Here is a 25,701-nt window from a genome sequence, read left to right as displayed (position 1 = left end):
TAATTTAAAGCTTTCCCCTTAAAAAGATAATCTTATTTTTGAGCAAATTTTATAGATGAAGTCTTCTTATTTTAACATGCTGTGCTGGGTTACTATGATCCTATGCTTTAGTTCTTGCGTTTCTCGGAAAGATACTACGTATTTTTACGAACCGGATGAATTGGAAGTACCGGCTCTAATTGCTATGGAACAACCGGCAAAATCATTTATTACGATTCAGCCGAATGATGAACTGACCATTACGGTAAGTGCTATTGAACAGGAAGCAGCACTTCCGTTTAACCCTCCTGTAGTCGGAGCGAGTAATGTTTCAAATGGTGCTGTTAGTGTAGGAGGAACCCCTCAGCTACAAACGTATTTAGTGGATAGTAATGGGAATATCGAATTTCCGGTATTGGGAACGATTTACGTGAGGGGGCTGACCCGGGTAGCCTTGGCTGAGAAATTAAAAGGTATGATCGCTGCTTACGTCACCAATCCCATCGTGAATGTAAAACTTTCCAATTTTCAGGTTTCGGTGTTGGGAGCCGTGCAACGACCGGGAACTTATACGATTTCTAATGAATATCTTACCATCCCTAAAGCCTTGGGGTTGGCTGGCGATATGCAAATCTATGGACGGCGGGATAATGTCCTAGTGATGCGCGAAGAAAATGGAAAGGTTACGAAAGCCTATTTGGACTTGACCGATAACAGTGTGATTGATTCCGAGTATTACTACCTGAAGCAAAATGATGTACTCTATGTGGAGTTGAACGATTCGCAACGCCAGGCCGGCAGTTTAAATCCGAATAGCGGCTTGTTTATTTCGGTTGCTTCGGTATTGATCTCACTGGTGGTGCTTTTTGTACGCTAATTTAAACTGATTTTTTAAGGGATTTTATGAACGAACTGAATCAACAAAACGAAGAAATCAATCTGCGTGAAGAATTAGACAAATACTTACGCTATTGGCCGTGGTTTCTTGTTGGGGTTTTTACCTGTCTATTAATCGCCTTTGTCTATTTAAAACTGACCATCCCGGTATATGATACTGTGGCCAGTGTAATCATTAAGGATGAAGAAAGCAAAGGTGGCGGCTTAGGCGCCGGGGCTGAGTTTGCCGACTTGGGTTTGTTAGGAGGTATGAGTACCAACTCTATTGAGAACGAAATCGGTTTGCTGAAATCCCGACGTTTGATGATCAATACGGTTCAGGCTTTAAAGTTGAATGTCGTTTATTATGATCTGGATGGGGTGAAAACGGATGAACTCTACGCAAATACGCCCTATGTTATAGAAGTGGTTTCTTTAGAAGAGGCAGCTTTACTCGGAGCTAAAACAAAGGGTCTGCATCAGTTTACCGTGGAGCACACGGGATCCAATGACGAATTGCTACTGACCTTTCCGGAAAGTGGTGCAACGCAGACCGTGAGGGTAGGGGAACTGTTTCAATTGGAGTACGGAACCTTTATACTTAAACAGAATCCTGAACCTGTGCTTAAGGAGCGGGTATTGATCGAATTGCGTACGATCCCATCAGTAGCTGACAGCTATAGGGAAGCAGTACAGATCAATTTGACGGATGATAATGCGACCTTATTGGAATTACGGTTAGGAAGCCCAGTCAAGCAAAAAGCCCAGGATATTTTGGATCAATTGATCTTTGAGTATAATAAAGAAGCCATTGAAGATAAAAATGAGGTTGCGGTGAATACCGCTAAATTTATCGACGAACGTTTACAAATTATCAGTGGGGAGTTAGATACCGTAGAAGTTGGGTTGGAAAGTTTTAAAGAACAAAACAGCTTAACCAATATAGAAACCGAGTCCCAGTTGATCGTAGAAAACGCCAGTGAATACCGCAAGCGGGAACAAGAGATTCAAACGCAACTTTCCATCGCGCAATCCATCATTAACTATTTGCAAGAGGATGCGGATACGGGATTATTGCCGGCAGATATTGGTTTAGAAGGGGAATCGGTGAATGCACAGATCGCAAGTTATAACGAATTGGTCTTGGAACGCAATCGAATCTTAAGCGGGGCTACCGATAAAAACCCTACGGTTTTGCGGCTTAACAATCAGATCGAGCAATTGCGTCAGACCATTTTAGGTGGTTTAGAACGTACGGTATCGAGTTTAGAAATCAGTTTGCGTGACCTGAGACAGCAAAGCCGATTTATCGGGGCGCAAATCGCCACAGTACCCAATAAAGAACGTCAATTTCGGGATATTTCTAGACAGCAAGAGATCAAAGAGGCACTTTATATCTTTTTATTGCAAAAGCGGGAAGAAAATTCCTTGTCTTTAGCCGCAACTTCTCCGAAAGCGAAGATCGTAGATTCGGCTTATAGTTTGAATATCCCCTTGTCACCAAAGCCCAAAATTGTTTTAGCAGCAGCCTTCCTTATAGGTTTAGCGATTCCATTTTTAGTGATTTATATTCGACGCCTTTTAAATAATAAAATCGAGCGCCGGGAAGATATTGAAAAGCTTACCAAGAGTATTCCTATTATTGGGGAATTACCACGGATTGCGAAAGGGGAAAGCGATTTGATCGAAGAAAATGACCGTTCGGTATTGGCAGAATCCTTTCGGATTTTGACGACCAACCTGCAGTATTTGTTGGTGAATGCGAAGCATGAAGGTAAGGGGTATTGTATTTATACTACCTCTACAGTCAAAGGGGAGGGTAAAACCTTTACCAGTATCAACTTAGCCATGACTTTAGCCAATACCGGGAAAAAGGTGGTGATCATCGGGGCCGACTTGCGGAATCCGCAATTGCAGCGTTATGATACCGAATCGAAAAGCTTTTTAGGGGTAAGTGATTATCTCGTGAATGATGATCATGCTTTGAATACCTTGATCAATGATTCCAAATTCCACCCGAATTTAAAGTTGTTTTTGTCGGGAAGTATTCCTCCGAACCCTTCTGAGTTGTTGCGTCAAAAGAAATTTGGTGCGATGTTAGACGAGTTACGGGAACGATTCGACTATGTAATCGTAGATACTGCGCCCTCTATGTTGGTTGCTGATACGTTCTTGATCAGTCAGTATGCTGACCTCATCATCTACGTGACGCGTGCGGGATATACCGAAAAACGCTTGCTACAATTTGCCATAGATTCTCAGAATGATGGGAAATTGCATGACATCAGTTTTGTGATCAATGATGTGAAAACGGCTAATTTTGGATATGGGAATAAATATGGCTATGCTTATGGGCAGGAAAAGGCATCCTTATGGGAGCGTTTTAAAAAGAGTTTTTAATGGTGTTTAGGTTCTAGCTTATAGTCGATAGGCTTAAAAAAAAGGATGCTGTATTGGTGTCCTTTTTTTTGTTTAAGGTTTGTTGTTCCTGATTCCCTATTTAGTGTTTGTTATTCATTATTCTGTTTTTGTTGTTTTGGGTTTATAATTCCTTATTCTTTATTTATTGTTTGTGGTTTTCTGTTTCTCGTTGCGGGTTACGCGGTAGCTTATAGTTTTTAGTCGATAGCTTTTAGTATTGAGGTGCTATACTAGAGTCTATTATTGTTTACTGTTTGTTGTTCCTGATTCTCTATTTATTGTTTGTTATTCATTATTCTGTGTTTGTTGTTTTGGGTTTATAATTCCTTATTCTTTATTTATTGTTTGTGGTTTTCTATTTCTCGTTTTGGGTTACGTGGTAGCTTATGGCTTTAAGTCGATAGGTTTAAGCTAAAAGGATTACATTTCAGTATATTAATGCAACTATTGAACGCCTCATACTTGCTGCTTCAGCTCCTAATCCTGACGTAATAGGTTAAAAATGCTATATTTAAACCCATAGAAACAACTTATACAAATAACGTATTAACGCTATTTAATTCACCAGATGACAAACCACAACTACTATGCAATTATAATGGCCGGGGGCGTTGGTTCCCGTTTTTGGCCACTGAGTAAAGCAAGTTATCCTAAGCAATTTCATGATATTTTAGGTGCCGGAGAAACCTTGATCCAGCGCACTTTTGGACGTTTGTCTCAAACCGTACCTTCAGAAAACGTGTTGGTTTTAACTAATGAAAAGTACAAAGGCTTGGTAAACGAGCAACTTCCTGAAGTTAGAGATGAGAATATCGTTTTAGAACCTGCGATGCGCAATACTGCACCATGTATTTTGCTGGCTGCGCTAAAGATCTATAAAGCCAATCCTGACGGAGTAATGATCGTAGCACCTAGCGATCACTGGATCGAAAATGAGAAGGCCTTTTTAACGGACTTAAATACGGCTTTTGAAGCGTGTGCTGAAGATGCTTCGGAAGAAAAACTGCTGGTTACCTTGGGTATCGAACCTACTTTTCCGCATACCGGCTACGGCTACATTCAGTATAATGCTTCAACTGCCGCTGTGAAAGGGGTGGAAGCTTTTAAGGAAAAGCCCGATTATGAAACGGCTAAACAATTTTTAGCAGAGGGAAATTATTCCTGGAATGCCGGAATCTTTATCTGGAGCGCCAGAGCCATTATCGAAGCTTTTGAGAAATACCTTCCGGAAATGTATGCGTTGTTTAACTCAGGTTTTGAGGCTTTAAATACCGAAGCAGAGCAGCAATTTATTTTGGACAACTATGCCAAAGCAGAGAACATCAGTATCGATTACGGGATTCTAGAAAAAAGTGGTCACGTTGGGGTAATCCCGGCAACCTTTGATTGGAGTGATCTTGGGGCGTGGGGTGCACTTTACGACAACTTAGAAAAAGATCAGGATAAAAATGTCATTGTAAATGCTCAAACGGTGTTGCGTGAAGCGCAAGGCAATCTTATTCGTTCTGAAAAAGGGAAAGTGGTTGTCGTAGAAGGACTCAAGGATTATATCGTGGTAGATAGCGATGACGTTTTGGTGATTATACCCAAAGCCAAAGAGCAAGACGTGAAAATTATACGTGCTGAAGTTGAACAACACTTTGGGGCAGACTTGGTTTAGGGAAGGGCTATTCTGCTAGATGATTTTTAAAAGGATGCTGGTATAGGTGTCCTTTTTTGTTTAGGGTTTGTTGTGGCTGATTTCCTATTTAGTGTTTGTTATTCCTTATTCTCGGTATGTTGTTCATTGTTTTAAGTTACTACTTCTAATGCATTGTTCTGAAATTTTGCAAGGTTTCCAAATGATGCCTCTTAAGGTCGTTTTTTAGCAGCAGTTTTCATACTCTATCATGGCCTTTGCCTGGGCTTTGAGTGGGGGATGCCGTTGTATTACTTTTCTTTATTATTATTTTTTGGGAACTTGTGAATCTACTGACGTTGATTGGTGAATTTTTACTACTAATTGTGTTCATTCATTTTCTTTACTAGTACTAATTCGACTAACAAAATTATATAGCACAACAGGTGCATTCCTCTCCCTGCGGTCGTCGGATGCAGAAAAGAAAAGACACTTTTTAATCTGTATTTTCTATTTTTTGAATAGGTCAGATTGAATGTGCCTATAATAATCGTAATAAGAATCGTCTTCCAGAGAGGCACATTTCTTAGGTATTTTTGCCTTATCAGGCAAAATCGCAAAAAGGCTCCTAAATTTTCTCCAAGGCTTCAAAAATTTTTAACGGAGCCTTCTCGCTATACTGAAGAAAAAGATGGCTAAAGAATTGCATTCGTAGTATTGATTTTAGGAAATGCCCTACTATTTCAATCTGTAGTAATCGGTAAAAAATGCTTGCATAAGTATTTTTCGCTTTGAGGGTGATTACGGCAAGCATCTCCCTTAAATTTCTTCTAAGGCTTCAGAAATTTTTAACGGATACCCTTGCTATACTGACCAAAAGGGAACTAAAGCCCTTGAGTATAAACTCTACTCATATCAAAGCTAATCAGTCATCTCGACGTTAGGAGAGATCACACATGGTACTTATTTCCTTACCTAGAATTAGCTTCTCTCCCAATACACTTAAATAAAACCTAAGGTATGGATCGGAATTACTGCAAAGGAGAGTTCATTGCGCGAATGCATTTTGTATTTCTGATTCCGTATTTTCATTTTTATACTAATGAGATAAACAGAATTGCTGCATAGGAAAACCAATCACTTAGAAGTACCTTATCTCGTAAGGCGGCTATAGGTAAGGCTTTTTTACCGGCAGCATCGGCAGTATCGGCAAAATCGGCAGGAATGTACACTGCCGTTAGTATTCAGGTTGATTGCCCAAGTTCTTTGTGGCTTAATCTAAAACCTTTTTACTATGGCTAAACAAGCTGGAATTATCAAGTTGAAAGGCACTATCGGAGATATTGCTTTTTACAAAAGTGGAGACGGGCACATGGCTCGTTTTAAAGGAGGGATCGATAAAAAGCGTATCGCTACCGATCCTGCTTTTCAACGTACCCGAGAAAACGGGGCGGAATTTGGACGCGCCGGCAAAGGCGGTAAATTATTGCGTAGCTCGATGCAGCTGCTCCTGCAGCAGGCTAAAGATGCTAAGGTGGTAAGTCGCTTGACCACCGTTTTGCTGGCAATCATTAAAACGGATACGCTTTCTGCCCGTGGCGCTCGTAATTTGACCCAGGGGGATTTAGGGCTCCTCAATGGCTTTGATTTTAATGCAAACAGTCCGTTGAGCACCACCCTGTCTGCTCCCTATAGTGTGGGGTATGATCGTGCTACCGGCGTGGTGGGGCTGGAGCTGGAAGCCTACACTCCACACGTGCAGATCGCGGCACCCGCGGGAGCTACGCATTATAAACTGAGTTGTGGGGCCAGTGAGCTGGATTTTGAAGAGCAGACTTCGCTCTTTAAAAGTGTGACTACCGGAATTTTGCCGTATCAGAATACCGAGGTGGCTGCTACCACACTGGAGGTAAGCCTCACAGCCGGCAGCACACTCCAGGTGGTACACGCCCTTAGTATTGAGTTTTACCAAGAGGTGAACGGAACGATGTATTCCCTACAAAATGGGGCCTTTAATGCGATGGCTGTGGTACAGGTCGCGCAACCGGCGTAAGATGGAGTGGGTTTTACAACGGAGTTACTATCGTTCAGGTACCAACGGCGTACTTTTTGTAAACGGCAGGTTTTTGTGCTTTACGATCGAGCTTCCCTGGCGTGAGAATCGCAGATCTGTTTCTTGTATTCCCGAGGGGCGTTATGAGGTGCAATTTCGAGTATCCCGCAAATTTGGGAATCACCTGCTCCTTGTTGATGTTCCCAAGCGCAGTTGGATCTTAATACATCCGGCAAATGATGCACAGGGAGCATTGCAGGGCTGTATCGCACCGGTTTCTGAACTTAGTGGCATAGGTCGCGGATTGCATTCGCGTAGGGCGCTAGCCCGATTACTGGTACTGCAACGTGAGGCGCAGGAACACCAGGAGGCTGTATATTTAACGATAACCTATAATGCTCATGAATATCTTAGATCGTTATCAAAAACCCACACCACGGTTTTTCCGCATACTTCGTAGCGTGGGCATTGGACTGGCCAGTGGTGGTGCGGCTTTACTTGCTGCACCTGTGACCCTCCCGGCCTTTGTATTGAGTCTTGCCGGGTATGCGGTGGTTGCCGGTAGCGTGGCTACTGCGGTGAGCCAGGCGGTGGTGGCCGATAAGCTGCCTGAGCCTGAGCAACACGTAGATGAACACTAGTACCGCTTCTTTAAAACTAGGCACGTTGGGAGGCACGGTGGCCGCAGCCGTGCCCAGTATTCAACGGGATACGCTGCTGGAGGCAGTGGTCCTTGCAGGAGTAGGGGCTTGTGTGAGCTTTGTGGTTTCTTTGTTTTTAAAATGGCTGTTTCAACGTTTGAAAACGTGGTTTTTAAATCGAAGTAACCCTAACTAGGAATCGTATTCGTAGGATTTCTTGATGTTTAAACCCTTCTTTCGGGATTCGTTCCGGGAGGAGGGTTTTTTGTTTTCTGTATGGCATATGTTATTTCTGATATGCTTCTTTCCATGTTCCTTACTTTTCTTTACTCGCGTGATTTCTATTTTACGGTAGCTCGTGAACCTCCTAACGTCGGTTTGAGTGATTTTAACTACCAATAGTGTTTTGTTCATTTTCTTTACTCGTCTAAAGAAAACGAACCAAAAGAAACGACGCCTTTTGGATAGGTATTTTTCGCCTTGGGGGCGAAAACCGCACCAGTTGCCCTAAATTCCTTCCAAGGCTTCATGAATTTTTAACGGACAACTGTTGCTATACTGACCAAAAGGAAACTAAGGAATACTATTTTTAGTTTGAATTTAGGAAACGGCCTATCAAGAGGTTCTCGTTAAATTTACAGGGAGCGGAACGTTCGCAGGCGGTTCTGTTTGAGGACGGTGCGCCGCCCGAGTTAAGCGCATGCAGTGGAGCGAGCATAAAATTTAGAGAAGCTTATGTAAGCCTAGACTTTTTTGTTTCTTTTTTGGGCGATGCAAAAAAGAAAGGACACCTTTTGGATAGGTGTTTTTTTGCTATTGCAAAAACTGCAAGCGCCTCCCTAAATTACTTCTAAGGCTTCATGAATTTTTAACGGACAACTGTTGCTATACTGACCAAACGGAAGCTAAACTATCAGCATAGGTATTACTTAAAAAGATTGTATGTTCCGCGTCGCTATCGCTCCTGTCCTTCGGAACGCCCTGCGTCTATTCTGAACCGAGGGATCATATTTTGTACTATCCTTCGGGTATAGGTAATGTCACTTCGAGTGTATGAAGACCAGCCTTAGCTGGGATTCAATTATATCGAGAAGTCTATGAAGTTAGGAGTTCATTATTAACCAGGCTTCTCGATACTATTATTTTGGGTTTATTTAAGAATATAAGGTACGCGATGCAATCGCGCGCGAACCTGGTACGAGTTCTGCCCTCAACCTTAGCCCTTCCTCCCACAAGAGAAGGAAGTTGCATAGGAAGGCCTCCCATAGAAGGGAGGTTTGGAGGGATGTTTTTACGGATGTCAAGAATAAAGGTTACAAATTAAAAATGAGTCCTATTTAGGCCAGACCCTAACTAGGAATCGTATTCGTAGAATTTCTTGATGTTTAAACCCTTCTTTCGGAATTCGTTCCGGGAGGAGGGTTTTTTGTTTATAGGTTCAAGAGTCAATGTTCAAAGTTCCGGGTTCTGATGAATTCGGAATTAGTTGGCAGTCTCAGTCGGCAATTTTAGCGTTATGTGTTGAGCGTTTGGGTTGACATCCATCCCCAGCCCTTCCTTCAAAGGAAGGGAGTCTGTCTTTCTCAAAGGAACGCCTTCTGTTGAAATAGGAGGTTTTGAAGGGGTCAAATCCCTAGGATTTCGTAAACGCCTGTCACTTCGAGTGATTGAAAACCTGCGGAGCAGGAATTCAATTATATCGAGAAGTCTTTGAAGTAAGAGAGTTTAGGGTTAATCAGGCTACTCTATACTATTATTTTGGGATTATTTTAGAATAAAAGGTACGCGATGCAATCGCGCACGAACCTGGTACGAGTTCTGCCCTCAACCTTAGCCCTTCCTCCCAGAAGAAGTGGGGTGTATAGGAAAGCCTCCCTTAGAAGGGAGGTTTGGAGGGATGTTTTACGGATTTCAAGAATTAAGGTTGCAAATAAAAAAATGAGTCCTATTTAAGACCAGACCCTAACTAGGAATCGTATTTGTAGGATTTCTTGATGTTTAAACCCTTCTTTCGGGATTCGTTCTGGGAGGAGGGTTTGTTGTTTCTACTATGCTTCTTTCTATGTTCCTTACTTTTCTTTGCTTCTCCAAAGAAAAGTAACAAAAGAAAAGAGCCCCTCGCTTAGGAATTTTTCGCTTTGGCGAAAACCGTCTTGTTCGTTCCGCGTCGCTATCGCTCCTGTCCTTCGGAACGCCCTGCGTCTATTCTGAACCGAGGGATCATATTTTGTACTATCCTTCGGGTATAGGTAATGTCACTTCGAGTGATTGAAAACCTGCGGTAGCAGGGATTCAAGTGTATCGAGAAGTTTATGAATTTAGGGAGTTTATTGTTAACCTGGATTCTCGATACTATTATTTTGGGTTTATTTTAGAATAAAAGATACGCGATGCAATTCCCCATATGCATTGGGACAGGCAGCGCGCGAACCTGACATGAGTTCTGCCCTCAACCCCAGACCACCTCCCCCAAGAGAAGGGAGCTGTATAGGAAAGCCTCCCTTAGAAGGGAGGTTTGGAGGGATGTTTTTACGGATGTCAAGAATCGAGGTTGCAAATTAAAAATGAGTCTTATTGAAGTCTCAGATTCTTTGTTTTACTGTTAAATTTTATCGGAACTCCGAAAGGCATACCGAAATATTGTCGTTTTTTCTGTTGAGGTTTGTTCTAGCGTATCTATTGAATCGATTATGAAAAGCAAACGCCTGTGTATATTTCCTAAAGATGTACAGTGTATCACCGGAAAAAGTGAGCGCTATGGGCGGCAGCTTTTGGCTGACATTAAAGTTTATCATAAAAAGGAGCCACATCAATTTGTTACCGTATATGAGTTTGCTGCATATTGTGGATTGCAGGTCGAAGAGGTATTAGGGTATTTAGACTAGTTGTGAAGCTGTTGTAAGAAGAGTAGGCGATATAATTCTTACATGTCTTGGGACAGGCAGCGCAGGAACTGATGGACTAGCATCGTTGTTTTTTGGTTGCCTGTTTGTTGCTCCTTGTTTATTAAGTTTTGTTCGTTATTTTTTGTACACTGTTCGTTGTTTTCTGTTTGGCATTGCTTGTTTCTTTATTGTTATTTTTTGAAAAGGTAAAAAAAGAAAGTAGGGAAGTTCCAAGCATGTAGTTATCTTGGACTCGTGAAACGTCATGAATTCTTTTTATAGATCCGCTGTTTCCCATCTTGCGTGATTTTTAAGCGTTGCTCATCTACTTTGCGTTTAAGGATCACCGAGACGGCTGAGGTGGTCGTTTTAATATGATATACTTCGTTTAGCTCGGTCACAACATCTTTTGCAGTGCGGCCTTTCTTAAAATAGTCGCTAGCTACAAACCCATCAATACGCTGCGTAAGTCGGGTTTTTTCAGCGCGTACTGCAGATAATTTAAAACGAGGTTTCAATTGAATTGAAAAATCAAATGCTTTAGTAGGATGTAACTCTAATGCTTGACAAATAGCAATCACATAAGACAACGAACTTTCTTCACCGGCTTCGATATTGCGAATGGTTTGCGCAGAAAAACCAGTCATTTCAGAAACATCTTCCACTGATAATCTTAAGCCTTCCCGCCTTTTGGTCAGGTTGGCTCCCAGCTTAGCCAAATTAAGTTCGTCTTTATATCTTGACATAGATCAAATAGAACAATCTACATAACAACAAAAAATATATTTTAATTACTATTTGTTGTTAATTAGATTTATTATATATTTACTTCATAATTAATGCACTGAGCCGCTTCTTACAGCTGTAGAAGAAGACTAGTATCTTGTTAAGCAAAGCCAATACTACTTGATTCCGGAACCTAGTAGTATCGACCCCTTAGTGCTTTTTATATTCATTTACTTTCCCCCTAAAGATTGGACCATCGTGGTCACCGCTCCTTGTAGCGTATTGTTAAATCAGGTGCTTTAGCACCGCAATTCCAAACAGTATGACATAGGTGCCTAATGGACGCCCTACAATACTATGCCTGATGTTAATAATCCTGAACAGCGACAAAAGTGTTGGAGCTTCAAAGAAGCTGCCGAGATTACTAAACATTCTAAAAAGTTAATGCAAAGGTAAGCAAGTATTAAGGGCTTGATGTTTAAAAGGATTTAAAAGTAGGATACAAAAACGTATTATAAAATTTGAGAGCGCTGAACTTTGTAAACAGTTGGTTGTTTCTTTTGTTTTAAGGTAAAAGAATAGCGTTAATGGTTCAATAGCATGTTCCGTTCATTTTCTTTGCTTCTCCAAAGAAAACGAACCAAAAGAAAAGAGCCCCTCGCTTAGGAATTTTTCGCCTTAGGGGCGAAAACCGCCTGGTCAGCTCCGCGTCGCTATCGCTCCTGAATCTCGGAGCTTCCTACGACTATTCTGAACCGAGGGAGGGCTAAAGAATAGTATTTCTTGATCTTAAAGCTAAAGGCAGTTAGAATCAAACTCCCTCTTCCTTGGGAGAAGGGTTGAGGATGAGGGTTATGGGAACTTCCTGCTATACTGAAGAAAAAGAGAACTATACCCTTCAGGTTATAAAATCAGGACGTTAAGCCCATCAAATTGAAAAGTAAGATTGTTTAATAATTTAAAACTAAATAGCATATGACATACGTGCTAACGGGAGCACATCATCCTGCTAAAGCACCCGTGGGTTACCGGTCATTCCCTAAGAGTATTCGGTAGTTGGGTTGGGGTTGCGTGCAGTGCATGCAGCACGGGCTTATACAGTTTTTGTATTAGCACTGGTGCATTAGCAAATTTTAATCGTGTTTATGACGTATCTAGAAACGTGAAAGCAATAAGAGGTTGTTCCTTACTTTTCTTTGATTGTCCAAAGAAAAGTAACAAAAGAAAGGACACCCTCGCTTAGGAATTTTTCGCCTTAAGGGCGAAAACCGCCTTGTCAGCTCCGCGTCGCTACCGCTCCTGAATCTCGGAGCTTCCTGCGCCTATTCTGAACCGAGGGAGAACATGCGTTTAATACTACGGGCTTGAATAGTTCAGCCATAAACATTTGAATTAGCCATAAAAAAATGCCTATGAAAAAGTAAGAAACACCCAGTGATACGGGTGTTAAGCAAAAAAGCCTTCCCTGAGAGTGGAATCAGTGGGGAAGGCGTGAGCTTAAAACTATTGTTTCATTTTAACACGACGAAGTTATGAAAATTTTGACTACGCGCCTTACGGGGGCTGCGTGGATACTTGTTAGCCTATTTTGGGCAACAGGAAATCTACTTTGGGCAATGCCCCAACAAACAGTATTCGGTACCATTACCGATACAGAGCAAAATCCCATTCCGGGCGTAAGCATACGCCTTTTAAATAGCAACACGGGTACGCAAACCGATATGCAGGGTGCTTTCAGTATTCAAGCACAACCTAGCGATACTTTAAGCATCAGTTATCTTGGGTTTAAAACGCTACGCCTACCGGTAGGGAATCAAATCACATTTACCATCACCCTACAACAGGACATCACCGATCTGGGCGAGGTGACCATCAACGCCGGGTATTACAATACCACACGCCGAGAGCAAACGGGCAGTATCGCCCGGGTGACCACCGAAGAGATCGAGCGGCAGCCGGTGACCAACCCGCTGGCGGCTCTTCAAGGTCGGATGGCGGGAGTGAATATCACCCAAACCACCGGAGTACCGGGTGGGGGTTTTGATATTCAGGTACGGGGGACTAACAGTATAGGCGCGGGCAATGACCCGCTGTATATCGTGGATGGGGTTCCGTTTTCAGGAAATTCTCTGGGTATTGCTACCAACAATGCTCGGGTAATTCCCGGTAGCGTTTCTCCTCTTAATGCCTTGAGTCCTTCTGATATTGCAAGTATTGAAATACTAAAAGATGCCGATGCGACGGCTATTTATGGTTCGCGCGGGGCTAATGGAGTAGTTTTAATTACTACAAAAAAAGGAAAGGGGGGTAAAACCAGCTTATCGCTGAATATGCAGACGGGAATTGCTGAAGTGGCTCAGTTTGTTGACCTGATGGATACCTCACAGTATCTGGAGATGCGCAGAGAAGCTTATGCCAATGACGAGATCACCACTTATCCTTCCAATGCTTTTGATGTTAACGGCACCTGGGAAGACAACCCGGAAACCGATTGGCAAGAAAAGCTATTGGGCAATCAAGCGCAGTTTCAGGAAGTAAACCTAAGATTAAATACGGGTAGTGCACAAACGCGATTTTTAATAGGTGCCAATCTTAGAACCGAAAACACGGTTTTTGAAGGAAACAGTGACTATACCAAAGCTTCGGTGTTGAGCGCGATGAATCACCAGTCTGCTGATGATCGATTTGCTGTCAATCTTTCCTTGAATTACGTAAGTGAGGATAATGTATTACCCTTGTCTGATCTTACCAGTCAAACCCGCATTCCGCCAAACTCCCCAGAGGTGTATACGGAAGACGGGAGTCTCAACTGGGCAGGCAACACTTGGGGGAATCCTTATGCCGCCATTTTAAATGAAAGCTACCGGTATAAATCAAACAACTTAATTGCAAATGCGACTTTTTCCTATGCGCTTACAAAAGCGCTGAGCTTTAAGGCGAATCTGGGTTATAATCAAATCGAGATGGAAGATAAACGCCTCTTCCCTTCTACGCGATATAACCCGGCAGCCAATCGAGACAGCCGCTACTCGGTGGTGTACAGCAACACCGCCTCAAGGGATTCCTGGATCGTGGAGCCTCAGCTTACCTACGAGAATCGATGGAAAAAGCTGGATGTATCGCTGCTTGCAGGGGTTACCGTACAACAGCAACGGGAAGAACAATTCTATGTATCTGCTCAGGGATTCCCAAGTAATCAGGAATTGGATAATCTGGCGTCAGCCACCACAACAACTATTTTGGATAACGGATCTTCACAATATCGCTATCAGGCCTTTTTCGGTCGTGTTAATTTAAACTGGGATAAGAAATACATGCTTAACCTTACCGGGCGTCGCGATGGAAGTAGCCGCTTTGGAACCGGCAATCGCTTTGCCAATTTCGGAGCAGCAGGTCTAGCGTGGATTTTTACTGAAGAAGCATTATTTAAAAATCAAAACGTATTGAGCTTCGGGAAACTAAGGGCGAGTTATGGAATCACCGGAAACGATCAAATAGGCAACTATGAATATTTAGATGCTTATACCCTAAGTGGTCGCAGTTATGGTGATCTTAACGGTCTTGCTCCGGCGCAGCTTTTCAATCCGAATTTTAGTTGGGAAACCAATAAAAAACTAGAGCTGGCTCTGGAAACCGGCTTATTGAATAACAGGATCTATGTAATTGCAGCCCTCTTTCGAAACCGCTCCTCCAATCAGTTAGTAGGTATACCTCAGCCGGGCACAACCGGCTTTACCAGTTTACGTGCTAATCTTAACGCCGAAGTTGAAAATAGAGGCTTTGAGCTGGAATTGCGTAGTGTGAATTTGGATGGCAAAGACCTAAGATGGGTGACCACGTTTAACTTCAGTCTACTTAAAAATGAGTTGCTTTCGTACCCGGGGTTGGAAAACTCCACCAATGCTAATCTGTTGGTTATTGGCGAATCTTTAAATCTGGTACAATTGTATGAACTTCAAGGGGTAAATCCGGAAACCGGTATTTATGAATTCCGTGATTTTAATGGTGACGGAAGCATTAGTTTCACCGAAGACCGAAAGTACATACGCTCCTACGATCCGAAGTATTTTGGGGGGCTGGGTAACGAAATATCTTATAAAAATTGGAACCTGAGTTTCCTGTTGCAATTTGTAGGACAGGATAAAAACGGGCTCATCACCAACATCCCGGGAGCCATGATAAATCAACCGGTAGCTGTGCTCGACCGTTGGCAACAACCGGGAGATGAGGCTACCTATCAGCGCTATACAACCGGGAGAAATTCAGCCGCCCTTACCGCATACAACCGTTTTGTAAACAGCTCCGGTAATTTTGTGGATGCTTCCTTTGTACGGTTAAAAAATGCTTATCTATCCTATCGTATTCCTACAGTATCTAAGACTATTACGAATGCAAGTATTTTTCTTCAAGGTCAAAATCTTATGACATTCACTCCTTTTGAGGGCGCTGATCCCGAGTCCGGATTTAGTACCAACCTGCCGCTCCTACGCCAATTCAGCCTTGGCCTTCAAATACAATTTTAAAACTACTATTATGAAACCTATTCTCCTATATACCCACCTAAAACCTTTTCTCGCCTTTTTGGTGCTACTCAACCTGATATTGACAGGTTGTGAATCGTTTATTGAAGTAGATCTGCCTCCCGGGCAGCTTACCGGTGAAGCGGTATTTACAGACCTGCGTACCGCTGAGGCTGCACTCACAGACATCTATGCGCTTCAGCGTGATCAGGGTATACTCAGCGGTGGTAGAAGTGGCATCAGTTCTAATCTGGCGCTCTATGCCGATACCTATGAACAATTTGGATCCCAAAGCAGTGATCCCTATTTCTTTTTCACCCATTCTGTAAGCCCCGATACACGTACCATAGCCAATTTCTGGAATACTTCTTATAACAGTATTTACGCGGCAAATGCACTTATCAAAGGCATCCCTGGCTCTGACGCTCTTGATGCAACCGCCGCTGAGCGTCCTCTAGGTGAAGCGTATTTTATCCGTGGGTTGATGCATTTTTATTTATCCAATCTCTTTGGACCTATTCCTTATGTCACCACCACCGATTATCGGGTAAATCAAGAGCTTTCAAAAAAGCCCGTAGATGAAGTCTATACTCAAGTAGTGCGTGATCTTATTCAGGCAGAAGCCTTAATCCCGGAAAGTTACAGTTCTGCGGAACGTACTCGGCCCAATGCCTTTGCGGTAAAGGCGCTATTGGCTCGGGTTTACCTCTATCAAGGCGAATGGCAAAAAGCCTATGATAAAGCCGGGGAAGTATTAGAGTCTGAGTTGTATACTTTGGATATTCCCTTAGATCAACTTTTTTTAAAAGAGAGCAAAAATACCCTCTGGCAATTTATGCCTCAGAATGCAGGAGCGAATACGCTCGAAGGACGCAATTTTATATTAAGCGTGCTTGGCAGTAATTATGCCGCTTTTAATCCTGACTTTGTAACTAGTTTTGAACCGGGAGATTTACGAATAGAAAGCTGGATCGATAGCATCACCCAGAATGGTATCACGGCCTACTTTCCCATTAAATACCGGGAAGAACTTAGTACTGCCTCCTCACTGGAGTACAGTAAAGTCTTAAGACTTGGAGAACTTTATCTGATACGGGCAGAGACAGCCTGGAGGCTGAACCGGATTCCCCAAGCTCTTGCTGATCTCAATGCCATACGCCTACGGGCAGGCTTGTCATCTTTAAATGCTGCGACTTCAGAAGAACTTGAAAACCTGATTTTATCGGAACGCCGGGCAGAACTCTTTACCGAGTTTGGGCATCGCTGGTTTGACTTAAAACGATGGGATAAAGCGGAGACCGTACTTCAAGAAAGCAAACCCGGTTGGGGTGCCCAAAGCTACCTGCTTCCTATTCCTGAAACCGAATTAGGTGCTAATCCAAACTTGCTCCCCCAAAATCCCGGATACTGATGTTTAGATTATTGACCACCCTTATACTATTTGTTGTGGGCATAGGAATTCCCTATGCCCAATCTAAGAAACTACCTGATCTAGATGACTATAAGCTTTGGTATTCACTAAAACTGCGGAGCACTTCCCCGAAGGGAACTTGGATGGAACTTTACAAAGATTATGAAAACCTACAGGATACCACCGAGATCCGTTCACTGTCTGGTGACAAACAATATGCGTTTACTAATATCCAAAGCGTAACGCTCGATGAAAATTGGTGTTTCTACAAGAGCCAAACCGGTATTGGAATCGTGAATTTACTAGAGGATACCCAAAACCATTTTGAAGGGTATAGCGCCTATACGTATATTCCTGATCTACATATGCTACTACTTGAAAGCAGGAGTGGAACAATTGACCTAAAGCTTCTGAATCTAAATAACGGGAGACAACAAGATCTAACGGACCTAGAGGATTACGCTTTAAACGCCCAGAAAACTCAGGTGGTTTACGCGCTACAGGATACAAGCGCTCCCAGACTTGAAGTTTATGATCTTGAAACAGGAACACGAAAACCGATACCGCTTAAGTTAGAACCCGGAACACACAACAGATTGATCTGGAATCCCGATTCTAGTAAAATTGCATGGTATTATACTCCACAGGGGACTAAGGAACCGGAACTCTTTTGCTATAACCTAGGCGATAAAACCTTGATGGCCTTTAATGCCACCAACCGCGCTGAATTTCCGGCGGACAAACAGGTAAACAAACCCTTTACGCATAAGCCTTTCACGTTCTCCAAAACCGGTGATTGCCTGTTTTTTCGAATACAAAGCATACCAAGACGGACATTAGCCTGGGGGTCCGGTGTAGAGATTTATCGCAGTAAGGATGTGTATGAAGTTATGAACCCTCGATATGTGGAAGCCCATATCAACACGGCTGATTATGGGGTTTGGAATCTGAAAACCAATGGGTATCAACAGCTAACCGATTCACTTTGGCAGACCAGTTACCTTACCGCCAATGATAGCCTGATCTTACTTACCCATTCCAAGCCCTACCATCCTAGAATTAAACTTATAAATGATGCCGATATTCAATTGCGAAGCACAATGACCGGTGATTCCATCTACGGCGCCTCTAAAATTGAAGGGATCACATCCTATACCGGAATAGAACCCCACGGACGTTTTATGTATTATTACAAAAACGGAAGGTGGCTGATTTATGATATCCAAAGGAAGGTGGAGATAGACCTTTCCGTCTACATCCCAACACCCCTGTCTACTGCAGATCCCTCACAAAGTGTCTTTCCTTTCCCCTATGGCTTGGCAGGTTTTGATAAAACCGGTACGCAACTATTGGTTTACGATCAGTTTGATATCTGGCAGGTGGATTTAATTAAACTTCAAGCCAAGCGCCTGACTCAGGGGCGAGAACAAGGTCGAACTTACCGATTGATAACCGAACCTAAAATCTTACAGGATTGGGAAGGTACTTCATTATTTACCCCTGACGTTTTAGATTTAGAAAAGCCCCTGTATTTAAAAAGTAGTGATGAGACATACAGGAGTGGTTTTGCATGTTATGCCAACGGAAAACTAAAAAATATCGCTTTTAAGGCTTCACGGCATTACAGTCCGAAAATAACAGAAAATGGGTTATACTATCTGGAGGAAAATCAAGATCTGCCGCCACGGGTCATGTTCTGGAATAGGGCTAACACAACACTCAAACGGGGCTATCAGTCCAATAGACACTATACGCGCTTCACTACCGGAAAAGCCGAGTTGCTGCAGCTAGATAATGAAAAACAAATGGACGGGTTACAGGCTACACTTTTATACCCTTTTGCTTACGATGCGTCAAAGTCCTATCCTATGATTATTGATTTGTATGAGCAAAATGCAGGTGCCATACATCACTACTCCGTTCCTTTTCTTGGAGACCGTAAGGGGATAAATTATACGCGGCTACGGAGCGAGGGATATTTCGTGCTGTGTCCCGACTTAACGTATAAGTCTAACCAACCCGGTGAATCCTCAAAACAAAGCATTGATTTGATTTTGAAAGAAGTTCTTAATAACACCGCTATCGATTCTAAGCGAATAGGCCTCAATGGCTATTCCTTTGGAGGTTTTGAGGTTAATTATATAGTTGGGTCCGGGGGACGATATGCTGCTGCAGTCTCCGGTGGTGGACTTAGTGATCTGACACGAAAATACACCACTGTTGACGGGGTGGGTAATACTAAATTTTATCATCTGGAAAATTACCAGGGACGTATGCAAGGCCCGTATTATGAAAACCAGCAGGCTTATATGGATAACAGTCCCATTTGGAAAGTAGATCAAGTGAACACGCCACTACTCCTTTATGCCGGTAAAGAAGATTATCATGTGAATCGCAACCAATCAATAGCCTTATATCTAGGATTAAAGCGCGCCGGTAAAGAATCAACCTTATTGCTTTACCCGGATCAGGGTCATGCCTTTTCAAATCTTAAGGCGATACAGGACGTAAATGATCGTATTTTAGCATGGTTTGAGCATTATCTTAATGGGGATCAAAAACCTCTGTGGATGAAAGCAAATGCCTATTAAAATAGAACCCGCACATGGTGCGGGTTCTCTCTTAGCCTATTGAGGTATTTGATACAATGGCGTTTCACACATTGTTCCATCTAACTCAAATAGGTTACGCGTACCATCGGTACAGGGAATTCCTGTATCAATAGTACTACATTCAACCCCGGCGTCTCTACACTCCAGCTGAACATTGTCGTAATAATACCCAGGTACCTGGGCATTGCTCGCAGCATTTACTTTTGCTGCACTTGTCATAAATGCTCCTCCCAGGGCCAGTCCAATGGCTGCTACCGGTAAGAACACTTGCTTTTTTAAATTTTTCATAGTTGTAAAATTTAATAATTATTGACCTACTCTAGTTCAGGTTTTCGGTCGTACTCCTGATATTGGCCGATATATTTTAATTGGGTGTTACTCTATTTTGTATTGTTTTTTGATAGTGTATCAAATAAGTTCCACAAATTGCATAGACTTGATTATTCTTTAGCGCAAGATCCATCAATGGTTTCATCCCTGGATGCTGCAGGTATAGGCTATGCGTATACAGGCCCTTATTGAGATCATAGACATCAACAATAGAACGTCCGTCATCCAGCTCTGGCTCGTACTTACCCAGACGTTTAGAATGAACATATAGTTGCTTGCCCGAGGTGGCTATAGTATTAGAAACGTGAATAGTATTTGATCCAAGTTTACGTTGGCCTTTTCCAGCAATCGTGTCTATTTGTAATTGTGCAATACTGATCGTATCGATAAGCTTTTTTCTATGAACCTCATTGAGATTGGTATCCATTATCAAATATTCATTCCGAAAGCGGTACACATAAATTATGCGCTGCAACTCCTCATTAAAGGTTAAAAAACCTTCTACGTCAAATATGCCGTCTACCTGTCGTTCAAGTATTTGTGGAATTAGTTTAAAACCAGAGGTATCTGCATAAGAATACAACCCCAGTTCATTTTCATTGGTGGCTGCCGCTCTAGAAGTAAAAGCATATCTATTTGATGCTAAAGGCTGCAGTTTGGTAAAATAAAATGGTGTACGCCGGGGAGTTATTTTTCTGCTTTGTAAGGCTCCACTAAAGAGCACCGGTACTGTACCATCATAGAGCAATAACACAGAATCATTTACCTTGACTTTAGAAGCCAAGAATTTGATATCAGAGGCATTTTCAAGCTTTATCTGTGAAGAATTGAAATCTGAAAGATTTTTATCAAAGCTCAATAAGGTAAAGGGAGCGGTTGAATTTCCCAGATAGATACTATCTGTGGTAAGCCCTGCTATATAATAGGAATTCACTCCTAAATCATACACTTGCTTTTGATCAAATACGTGCGGAATATATCTTCGTATAAAAGCATTGTTTCGATGTATTTGCTTTTCTGAGGTCAAAAAAAGTACAATTACCATAACACTACTAAAAAGCATCCCAGACCCTAAAGGCAATAGCCCGTTTGCTAAAGATCTGTGCTGTGACTGATTGCTAAAAGACAATCGATTTATAAAAAGGACTAGCAAGATCAGAATAATACAGAAGCCATTAAACAGCAAATGCTCCGTCCAACTTAAAGCTTCGAGAATGCCTCCGCAAGAGCAGGGAACAAAATCGGCGTAATTGAGAATGATGATGATATAGGTGGTAAAAGCCGTCATCAAACACAGACTCCCATATAAACCAATATTTTTCGTTTTTGGAATTAACAATAATGTACTCAACACATATTCACTCAAAGGAACCAACCAAACTAGAATACCCGCATAGGCACTTAATAAAGGAGATTGCCCCAATTGAATGCTAAAAGCTTCGAACTCCAACAGCTTAGCCGTAGCTGCATAGACCCATAGTAACATGAAGAGGGGTACTACTCCCATGCTTGCAACTTGTTTTATATAACCTGCTTTTGACATGCTTTGTGTTTACAGGTTAAAGGTATGAGAGGTGTTTGGGAAACAGTATGTTATGAGGGATTGAAACTCAGGTGTACGGGATTATTGGTGCATTTTCCGGTACTGACTGGGTGCTACACCGAATTCTTTTTTAAATGCCTGCCCAAAATGTACGTAGGACTTAAAGCCTGTTTGTAAAGCGATACTCGATAGGGGGTCTGTGGTGGACCTAATGAGATGCTTGGCCTTATGTAAGCGCTGTTGCAATTGGTATTTAAATACGCTGGTCTGATAAAGTTCTTTGAAGCCTTTTTTAAGTTTATATTCATTAAGACCAAAGCGTACTCCCAAGATCTTTAAGGAGGCGATACGATCTTCCGGGTGGTCTTGGAGATAGGCTTTCACATCCTGAATATTTTGTATGTCTCGTGTGTTTTTGAGCGCCTCGAGCTTCCGTATCGGGTATTCTTTTTTTGAAGCATCCTCTTTCAGTAAGGGATTAAGACTTTGAATGCGGGAGGCCACTACCAGAAAGTTACCGGCAACTGCATCGTAACGCAACTTAAAAAGTGTACATTCTAAAGGTACGTTCAGCGTGTTTGAAGCTCGCAATTCTAATCTACAAGGTACACTAGGGTATTGTTTTTTTAGCAACTGTTTTAAACGCTTTTTAAAGATTTTTTTTGAAGCTGGCGTTAACAGATGTAAAAAGTTTTGATCAACGAAAGTGGGTTCTGCATCGAGGTCAAAATTTGTAGAAAGTATACTATGCTCTGGGTTGATCAAAAAGAGGTAGTGTCTCACCTTAAAAATACTATCAGCCGGCGCATTGAATATAAAAGGATTGTACGAGACTCTCAATTCCTGAGCCAGCATATTAAGCGATGCTGCAATGGCTTCAGTTTCATTGTTTTCGCCTGTACGAGGAATTTGGTAGTTAAAATTACCTTTAGCCATTTCTAAAATCATCGTTTTGATTTGTTTTGCTCGAGTGTTTAAGTAGTTCATACGCAAGAAAGGAATTAGTTGAAGCGATCATCACTCTCGAAAGCTGCTTAGGAAGTTCCATGCAGTTCTAATATCAAATACCAATTGGGTGGGGATAGCCGCTGATCCGTTTTGTAAATAAAATTGCATCATAATTTCAGTTACTGGATAATCAATGCGAAAAGCCAGAGCACGCACCAAAGCATTGCCATTTTGAGATAAGAAATCCCGTGCTTCTTTTTCAGAATCTATAATAGGGCGTACATCGCAATATACCGGATAAGGTTGGCCCATTTGGACGGCAAGACGATCTTGAACGACCTCTTCTGCTGCCTTAAGACTTAGACAAGCTTCAGGTTTATAATATAAAAACAGGATTCCCGCTTTAATCCGATATTCAGCATACGCGTTTTCGTAATCAGGACGCATAGTGAACAAGTTTTGTAAGGTTAAATGTATTAAAAAGCCTGTCTAGTTGCTTAATTATAAAGGATTTAATCTATAGTGTTGAGGAGTTTTATGAAGGTTTTTGGAGTTAAAGTAAAGTCTCAGGGATAAATAGTAAAGTTTAAAGGAATAATACTTGTTGAATTTTTAATGCTGATATTCAAGGTGTTAATAATTGGTTAGATTCGGTCTGATACAACCAAACTTCTTTAAAATGGCTCAAATCAAACACAACAATTTTCGGGATACCGTTGATAAGGTGATCACGGAAGCTAAAGCGGAAGGTATCGTACATTTGCGTGCTGAAGACAGACAACATACCGGTAGATGGCTTACGGTACAAGGAAAAGCTTGTTATCACTTTGGAAATACCGGGTATTTAGGTTTAGAACAAAATAACCGGATCAAATTAGGGGCCATGCAGGCCCTCTTGCGCTACGGTACCCAATTTCCTTTATCTAAAACCTATATTTCGCATCCGCTTTATGAAGAACTGGAAGAGAAGCTGCAGCTACTCTTTAAAAATCCTGTAATTATTACCAAGAACAGCACCTTGGGTCATCTGGCAGTCATCCCGACGGTGGTGCGGGATGAAGATGCTGTTATCTTGGACCATCAAGTACATTGGAGTGTACAAAATGCAGCGCAGCTCCTTAAAGTACGAGGAATACCCGTACAGCTTGTACGCCACAATAATCTGGAAATGCTGGAAACCCTGATCCAAAAACTTTCTTCTAAAGTTTCTAAAATATGGTATATGGCCGATGGGGTATACTCGATGTTTGGAGATTATGCACCGGTTAAAGCATTGTTAGCACTCACTAAAAAATATCCGCAGCTCTATCTCTACTTTGATGATGTACATGGAATGAGCTGGCGAGGTGCTAATGGGATGGGCTATGTATTGAGTCAGCTGGGAACCCTACCGGAACATGTGTTGGTATTTGGAACCTTAAGTAAATCCTTTGGAGCATCGGGTTCCGTTTTAATCTGTTCGAATAAAAAGTTCTATAACCAAATCAAAAACTTTGGAGGTCCCTTAACTTTTTCAGCCCAGTTAGAACCTAGTGCGTTAGGTGCAGCCATAGCCTCGGCAAACATTCATTTGTCTGATGAGATTTATCGTCTGCAGGAAGCGCTGAATAATCGCATCGCCTACTTCAATCAACAATTGGTTATGGCCCATTTACCACTTATCGCGCGAAATAGTTCGCCGGTATTCTATATAGGAACCGGCTTGCCTGCTACAGGTTACTTTCTTGTAAAACGCCTGATGGAAGCAGGGATCTATGTAAACCTTGGTTTATTTCCCGCAGTCCCTGCTAAAAACACCGGACTTCGTATTACTCTCTCCAACCATAATGCTTTTGATGATATTGATCAACTGGTGGAGCAATTGATAAGCAATTATGATATCGCCCTTATGGCTACAGATAATTCCCGTTCTCGAGTGGGAAAAGCTTTCCGTATGGATTTTGTAGATGGTAAGCCCTTTGCCACCACTAACCAGGATTTACAATTTAAGGAATTTAAAAGTATTGCTGAGACTGATGCAACCCACTGGAATACAACCCTAGGGAAATTCAATATGCTAACTTATGATGGGCTTGCCTATTTGGAGCAAAGCTTTACTCAGAATCAAGAACCCGAGCACAACTGGCGGTTTTGGTATATACAGATTGTGGATGATGCTAACTGCCCAGTATTGATGACTTTTTTAACCGAAAGTCTTTGGAAAAATGATATGCTGGCTCCGGCTTCGGTCTCTAAACTGCTGGAGCACCAGCGAAAACGTAATCCCTATTTACAAACCTCGCGGGTATTATCTTTGGGCTGCTTATTTACTGAAGGAAACCATCTTTATCTGAATGAAGAACACCAACAGGTCACCTTGGCTTTAAAGCAATTGTTGGAATACATTGAAAATCTGGCACAGACAAGGAAGGTTACCATGACCGTGCTTCGCGATTTTGATCTGAACTACAACTGGTCAAAGGCGATTTTGGATCAAGGCTATATTCCCATAGATATGCCCGATTCGTGTGTATTGCTAGACTTACATCATAAGATCGAAGCTGATTATACCCAATACCTTTCTAAACGATCTCAAAAGCATTTCAAGAAAGATATCGAGCCCTATTTAAGTTTGGTTAAATCTAATGTGGTTCAACGGGTGAGTAGCGCAAACATTAAAGTCTATTACGAGCTCTATCTACAGGTTCAGCGTAAAAATTATGGACTTAATACCTTTACTTATCCTCTTGAGGCTTTTGAAGTCTTGCGCAGTCATCCCAATTGGGAATGCATTCTTCTTAAGGCTGTTGAAGATGAACGCCTATTAGGGGTTATGTTTTGCTATAAAAATTATTCAGGCGTTTATGTACCCAGTCTAATTGGTATGGATTATAAGTATTTAGAAGTATTTAAAACGTATAGACAGCTTTTATATCAAACCATTTTAAGAGCCCGAAAACTGAACATGAAACAGATAGATTTTGGGATGAGTGCCAATTTTGAGAAGCGCAAACTAGGGGCTGCAGTTCTGCCTAAACAAGCCTTTGTGCAAACTGATGACCATTTTTTTCTGGAGGAATTAGAGATGATGCGTACGGGGCACTCCGGTTAATTTTTGAGTGACCAATAGATTATCTCACTATCCTAATGCTTTTGAAC

18 protein-coding genes are annotated in these 25,701 nt (G+C 42.0%); 12 read left to right on the top strand and 6 right to left on the bottom strand.

Translation table 11 applies throughout. The features are described from left to right. Positions 1 to 55: 55 nt before the first annotated feature. From BUA96_RS03095 to BUA96_RS03085, 3 genes are all read left to right on the top strand, one after another. Positions 56 to 856, top strand: coding sequence for a polysaccharide biosynthesis/export family protein (locus BUA96_RS03095; protein WP_072980227.1), 801 nt, complete (start codon positions 56 to 58; stop codon positions 854 to 856). Between the two features lie 26 nt (positions 857 to 882). Beyond that, positions 883 to 3,255, top strand: a complete 2,373-nt coding sequence (locus BUA96_RS03090; protein ID WP_072980225.1) for a GumC family protein — start codon at positions 883 to 885, stop codon at positions 3,253 to 3,255. A gap of 589 nt (positions 3,256 to 3,844) precedes the next feature. Beyond that, positions 3,845 to 4,936, top strand: a complete 1,092-nt coding sequence (locus BUA96_RS03085; RefSeq protein WP_072980223.1) for a mannose-1-phosphate guanylyltransferase — start codon at positions 3,845 to 3,847, stop codon at positions 4,934 to 4,936. Positions 4,937 to 5,988: 1,052 nt separating this feature from the next. On the opposite strand, the gene BUA96_RS17235 is transcribed toward BUA96_RS03085, so the two are convergent. Further along, positions 5,989 to 6,126 carry a hypothetical protein gene (locus tag BUA96_RS17235; protein WP_164916951.1) on the bottom strand — a complete coding sequence of 46 codons (138 nt, stop codon included), beginning with the start codon at positions 6,124 to 6,126 and terminating at the stop codon, positions 5,989 to 5,991. A gap of 62 nt (positions 6,127 to 6,188) precedes the next feature. On the opposite strand from BUA96_RS17235, the gene BUA96_RS03075 reads away from it, so the two are divergent. From BUA96_RS03075 to BUA96_RS03055, 5 genes are all read left to right on the top strand, one after another. Continuing rightward, positions 6,189 to 6,947, top strand: coding sequence for a hypothetical protein (locus tag BUA96_RS03075; RefSeq protein ID WP_072980218.1), 759 nt, complete (start codon positions 6,189 to 6,191; stop codon positions 6,945 to 6,947). A gap of 1 nt (position 6,948) precedes the next feature. Further along, positions 6,949 to 7,407 carry a DUF5675 family protein gene (locus BUA96_RS03070; RefSeq protein WP_072980216.1) on the top strand — a complete coding sequence of 153 codons (459 nt, stop codon included), beginning with the start codon at positions 6,949 to 6,951 and terminating at the stop codon, positions 7,405 to 7,407. A gap of 1 nt (position 7,408) precedes the next feature. Beyond that, positions 7,409 to 7,588 carry a hypothetical protein gene (locus BUA96_RS03065; RefSeq protein ID WP_233430601.1) on the top strand — a complete coding sequence of 60 codons (180 nt, stop codon included), beginning with the start codon at positions 7,409 to 7,411 and terminating at the stop codon, positions 7,586 to 7,588. Then, entirely contained in the window at positions 7,578 to 7,784 is a 207-nt protein-coding gene (locus BUA96_RS03060) for a hypothetical protein (protein WP_072980212.1), read from the top strand. Before BUA96_RS03065 ends, BUA96_RS03060 begins: the two co-directional genes overlap by 11 nt. A gap of 2,494 nt (positions 7,785 to 10,278) precedes the next feature. Continuing rightward, entirely contained in the window at positions 10,279 to 10,473 is a 195-nt protein-coding gene (locus tag BUA96_RS03055; RefSeq protein WP_072980210.1) for a hypothetical protein, read from the top strand. Positions 10,474 to 10,736: 263 nt separating this feature from the next. Here the strand turns inward: BUA96_RS03055 and BUA96_RS03050 are convergent, their stop codons facing one another. Next, the gene (locus BUA96_RS03050; RefSeq protein ID WP_072980206.1) at positions 10,737 to 11,219 is read right to left on the bottom strand and encodes a helix-turn-helix domain-containing protein; all 483 of its coding nucleotides are present in this window, start codon (positions 11,217 to 11,219) and stop codon (positions 10,737 to 10,739) included. Positions 11,220 to 12,731: 1,512 nt separating this feature from the next. On the opposite strand from BUA96_RS03050, the gene BUA96_RS03045 reads away from it, so the two are divergent. Genes BUA96_RS03045 through BUA96_RS03035 form a run of 3 tightly spaced genes read left to right on the top strand, consistent with a single transcriptional unit; the run spans position 12,732 to position 19,721 of the window. Beyond that, positions 12,732 to 15,722, top strand: coding sequence for a SusC/RagA family TonB-linked outer membrane protein (locus BUA96_RS03045; RefSeq protein ID WP_072980204.1), 2,991 nt, complete (start codon positions 12,732 to 12,734; stop codon positions 15,720 to 15,722). A gap of 10 nt (positions 15,723 to 15,732) precedes the next feature. Further along, positions 15,733 to 17,130, top strand: a complete 1,398-nt coding sequence (locus tag BUA96_RS03040) for a RagB/SusD family nutrient uptake outer membrane protein (protein WP_072980202.1) — start codon at positions 15,733 to 15,735, stop codon at positions 17,128 to 17,130. Beyond that, positions 17,130 to 19,721 (top strand): alpha/beta hydrolase family protein, encoded by a 2,592-nt coding sequence (locus BUA96_RS03035; protein ID WP_072980200.1) that lies wholly within the window; start codon positions 17,130 to 17,132, stop codon positions 19,719 to 19,721. The genes BUA96_RS03040 and BUA96_RS03035 overlap by 1 nt, the downstream gene beginning before the upstream one ends. A 36-nt stretch (positions 19,722 to 19,757) precedes the next feature. Here BUA96_RS03035 and BUA96_RS03030 read toward each other — a convergent pair whose 3' ends face one another. The 4 genes from BUA96_RS03030 to BUA96_RS03015 form a co-directional block, all read right to left on the bottom strand. Continuing rightward, a complete protein-coding gene (locus tag BUA96_RS03030) occupies positions 19,758 to 20,030 on the bottom strand; it encodes a DUF6520 family protein (RefSeq protein ID WP_072980198.1) in 273 nt (90 codons plus the stop codon). A gap of 76 nt (positions 20,031 to 20,106) precedes the next feature. Further along, a complete protein-coding gene (locus tag BUA96_RS03025; RefSeq protein ID WP_128755742.1) occupies positions 20,107 to 21,579 on the bottom strand; it encodes a MauE/DoxX family redox-associated membrane protein in 1,473 nt (490 codons plus the stop codon). A 117-nt stretch (positions 21,580 to 21,696) separates the two neighbouring features. Further along, the gene (locus tag BUA96_RS03020) at positions 21,697 to 22,602 is read right to left on the bottom strand and encodes a helix-turn-helix domain-containing protein (protein WP_084673035.1); all 906 of its coding nucleotides are present in this window, start codon (positions 22,600 to 22,602) and stop codon (positions 21,697 to 21,699) included. 30 nt (positions 22,603 to 22,632) lie between these two features. Beyond that, positions 22,633 to 23,010, bottom strand: coding sequence for a DUF7793 family protein (locus BUA96_RS03015; protein ID WP_072980192.1), 378 nt, complete (start codon positions 23,008 to 23,010; stop codon positions 22,633 to 22,635). Positions 23,011 to 23,242: 232 nt separating this feature from the next. Between BUA96_RS03015 and BUA96_RS03010 the strand changes: the two genes are divergently transcribed. Beyond that, positions 23,243 to 25,654, top strand: coding sequence for an aminotransferase class I/II-fold pyridoxal phosphate-dependent enzyme (locus BUA96_RS03010; RefSeq protein ID WP_072980190.1), 2,412 nt, complete (start codon positions 23,243 to 23,245; stop codon positions 25,652 to 25,654). Positions 25,655 to 25,701: the final 47 nt, after the last annotated feature.

Source organism: Leeuwenhoekiella palythoae (assembly GCF_900130045.1).
GTDB lineage: Bacteria > Bacteroidota > Bacteroidia > Flavobacteriales > Flavobacteriaceae > Leeuwenhoekiella > Leeuwenhoekiella palythoae.
Note: the sequence above shows the minus strand (reverse complement) of the source record. Positions and strands in the feature narration are given on the sequence as shown.

Coding starts and splice junctions, on each gene's coding strand:
- BUA96_RS03035 (WP_072980200.1), top strand. CDS start 17,130: ATGTTTAGATTATTGACCACCCTTATACTATTTGTTGTGGGCATAGGA.
- BUA96_RS03040 (WP_072980202.1), top strand. CDS start 15,733: ATGAAACCTATTCTCCTATATACCCACCTAAAACCTTTTCTCGCCTTT.
- BUA96_RS03055 (WP_072980210.1), top strand. CDS start 10,279: ATGAAAAGCAAACGCCTGTGTATATTTCCTAAAGATGTACAGTGTATC.
- BUA96_RS03015 (WP_072980192.1), bottom strand. CDS start 23,010: ATGCGTCCTGATTACGAAAACGCGTATGCTGAATATCGGATTAAAGCG.
- BUA96_RS03060 (WP_072980212.1), top strand. CDS start 7,578: ATGAACACTAGTACCGCTTCTTTAAAACTAGGCACGTTGGGAGGCACG.
- BUA96_RS03020 (WP_084673035.1), bottom strand. CDS start 22,602: ATGAACTACTTAAACACTCGAGCAAAACAAATCAAAACGATGATTTTA.
- BUA96_RS03045 (WP_072980204.1), top strand. CDS start 12,732: ATGAAAATTTTGACTACGCGCCTTACGGGGGCTGCGTGGATACTTGTT.
- BUA96_RS03095 (WP_072980227.1), top strand. CDS start 56: ATGAAGTCTTCTTATTTTAACATGCTGTGCTGGGTTACTATGATCCTA.
- BUA96_RS03085 (WP_072980223.1), top strand. CDS start 3,845: ATGACAAACCACAACTACTATGCAATTATAATGGCCGGGGGCGTTGGT.
- BUA96_RS03025 (WP_128755742.1), bottom strand. CDS start 21,579: ATGGGAGTAGTACCCCTCTTCATGTTACTATGGGTCTATGCAGCTACG.
- BUA96_RS03010 (WP_072980190.1), top strand. CDS start 23,243: ATGGCTCAAATCAAACACAACAATTTTCGGGATACCGTTGATAAGGTG.
- BUA96_RS03030 (WP_072980198.1), bottom strand. CDS start 20,030: ATGAAAAATTTAAAAAAGCAAGTGTTCTTACCGGTAGCAGCCATTGGA.
- BUA96_RS03070 (WP_072980216.1), top strand. CDS start 6,949: ATGGAGTGGGTTTTACAACGGAGTTACTATCGTTCAGGTACCAACGGC.
- BUA96_RS03090 (WP_072980225.1), top strand. CDS start 883: ATGAACGAACTGAATCAACAAAACGAAGAAATCAATCTGCGTGAAGAA.
- BUA96_RS03050 (WP_072980206.1), bottom strand. CDS start 11,219: ATGTCAAGATATAAAGACGAACTTAATTTGGCTAAGCTGGGAGCCAAC.
- BUA96_RS03075 (WP_072980218.1), top strand. CDS start 6,189: ATGGCTAAACAAGCTGGAATTATCAAGTTGAAAGGCACTATCGGAGAT.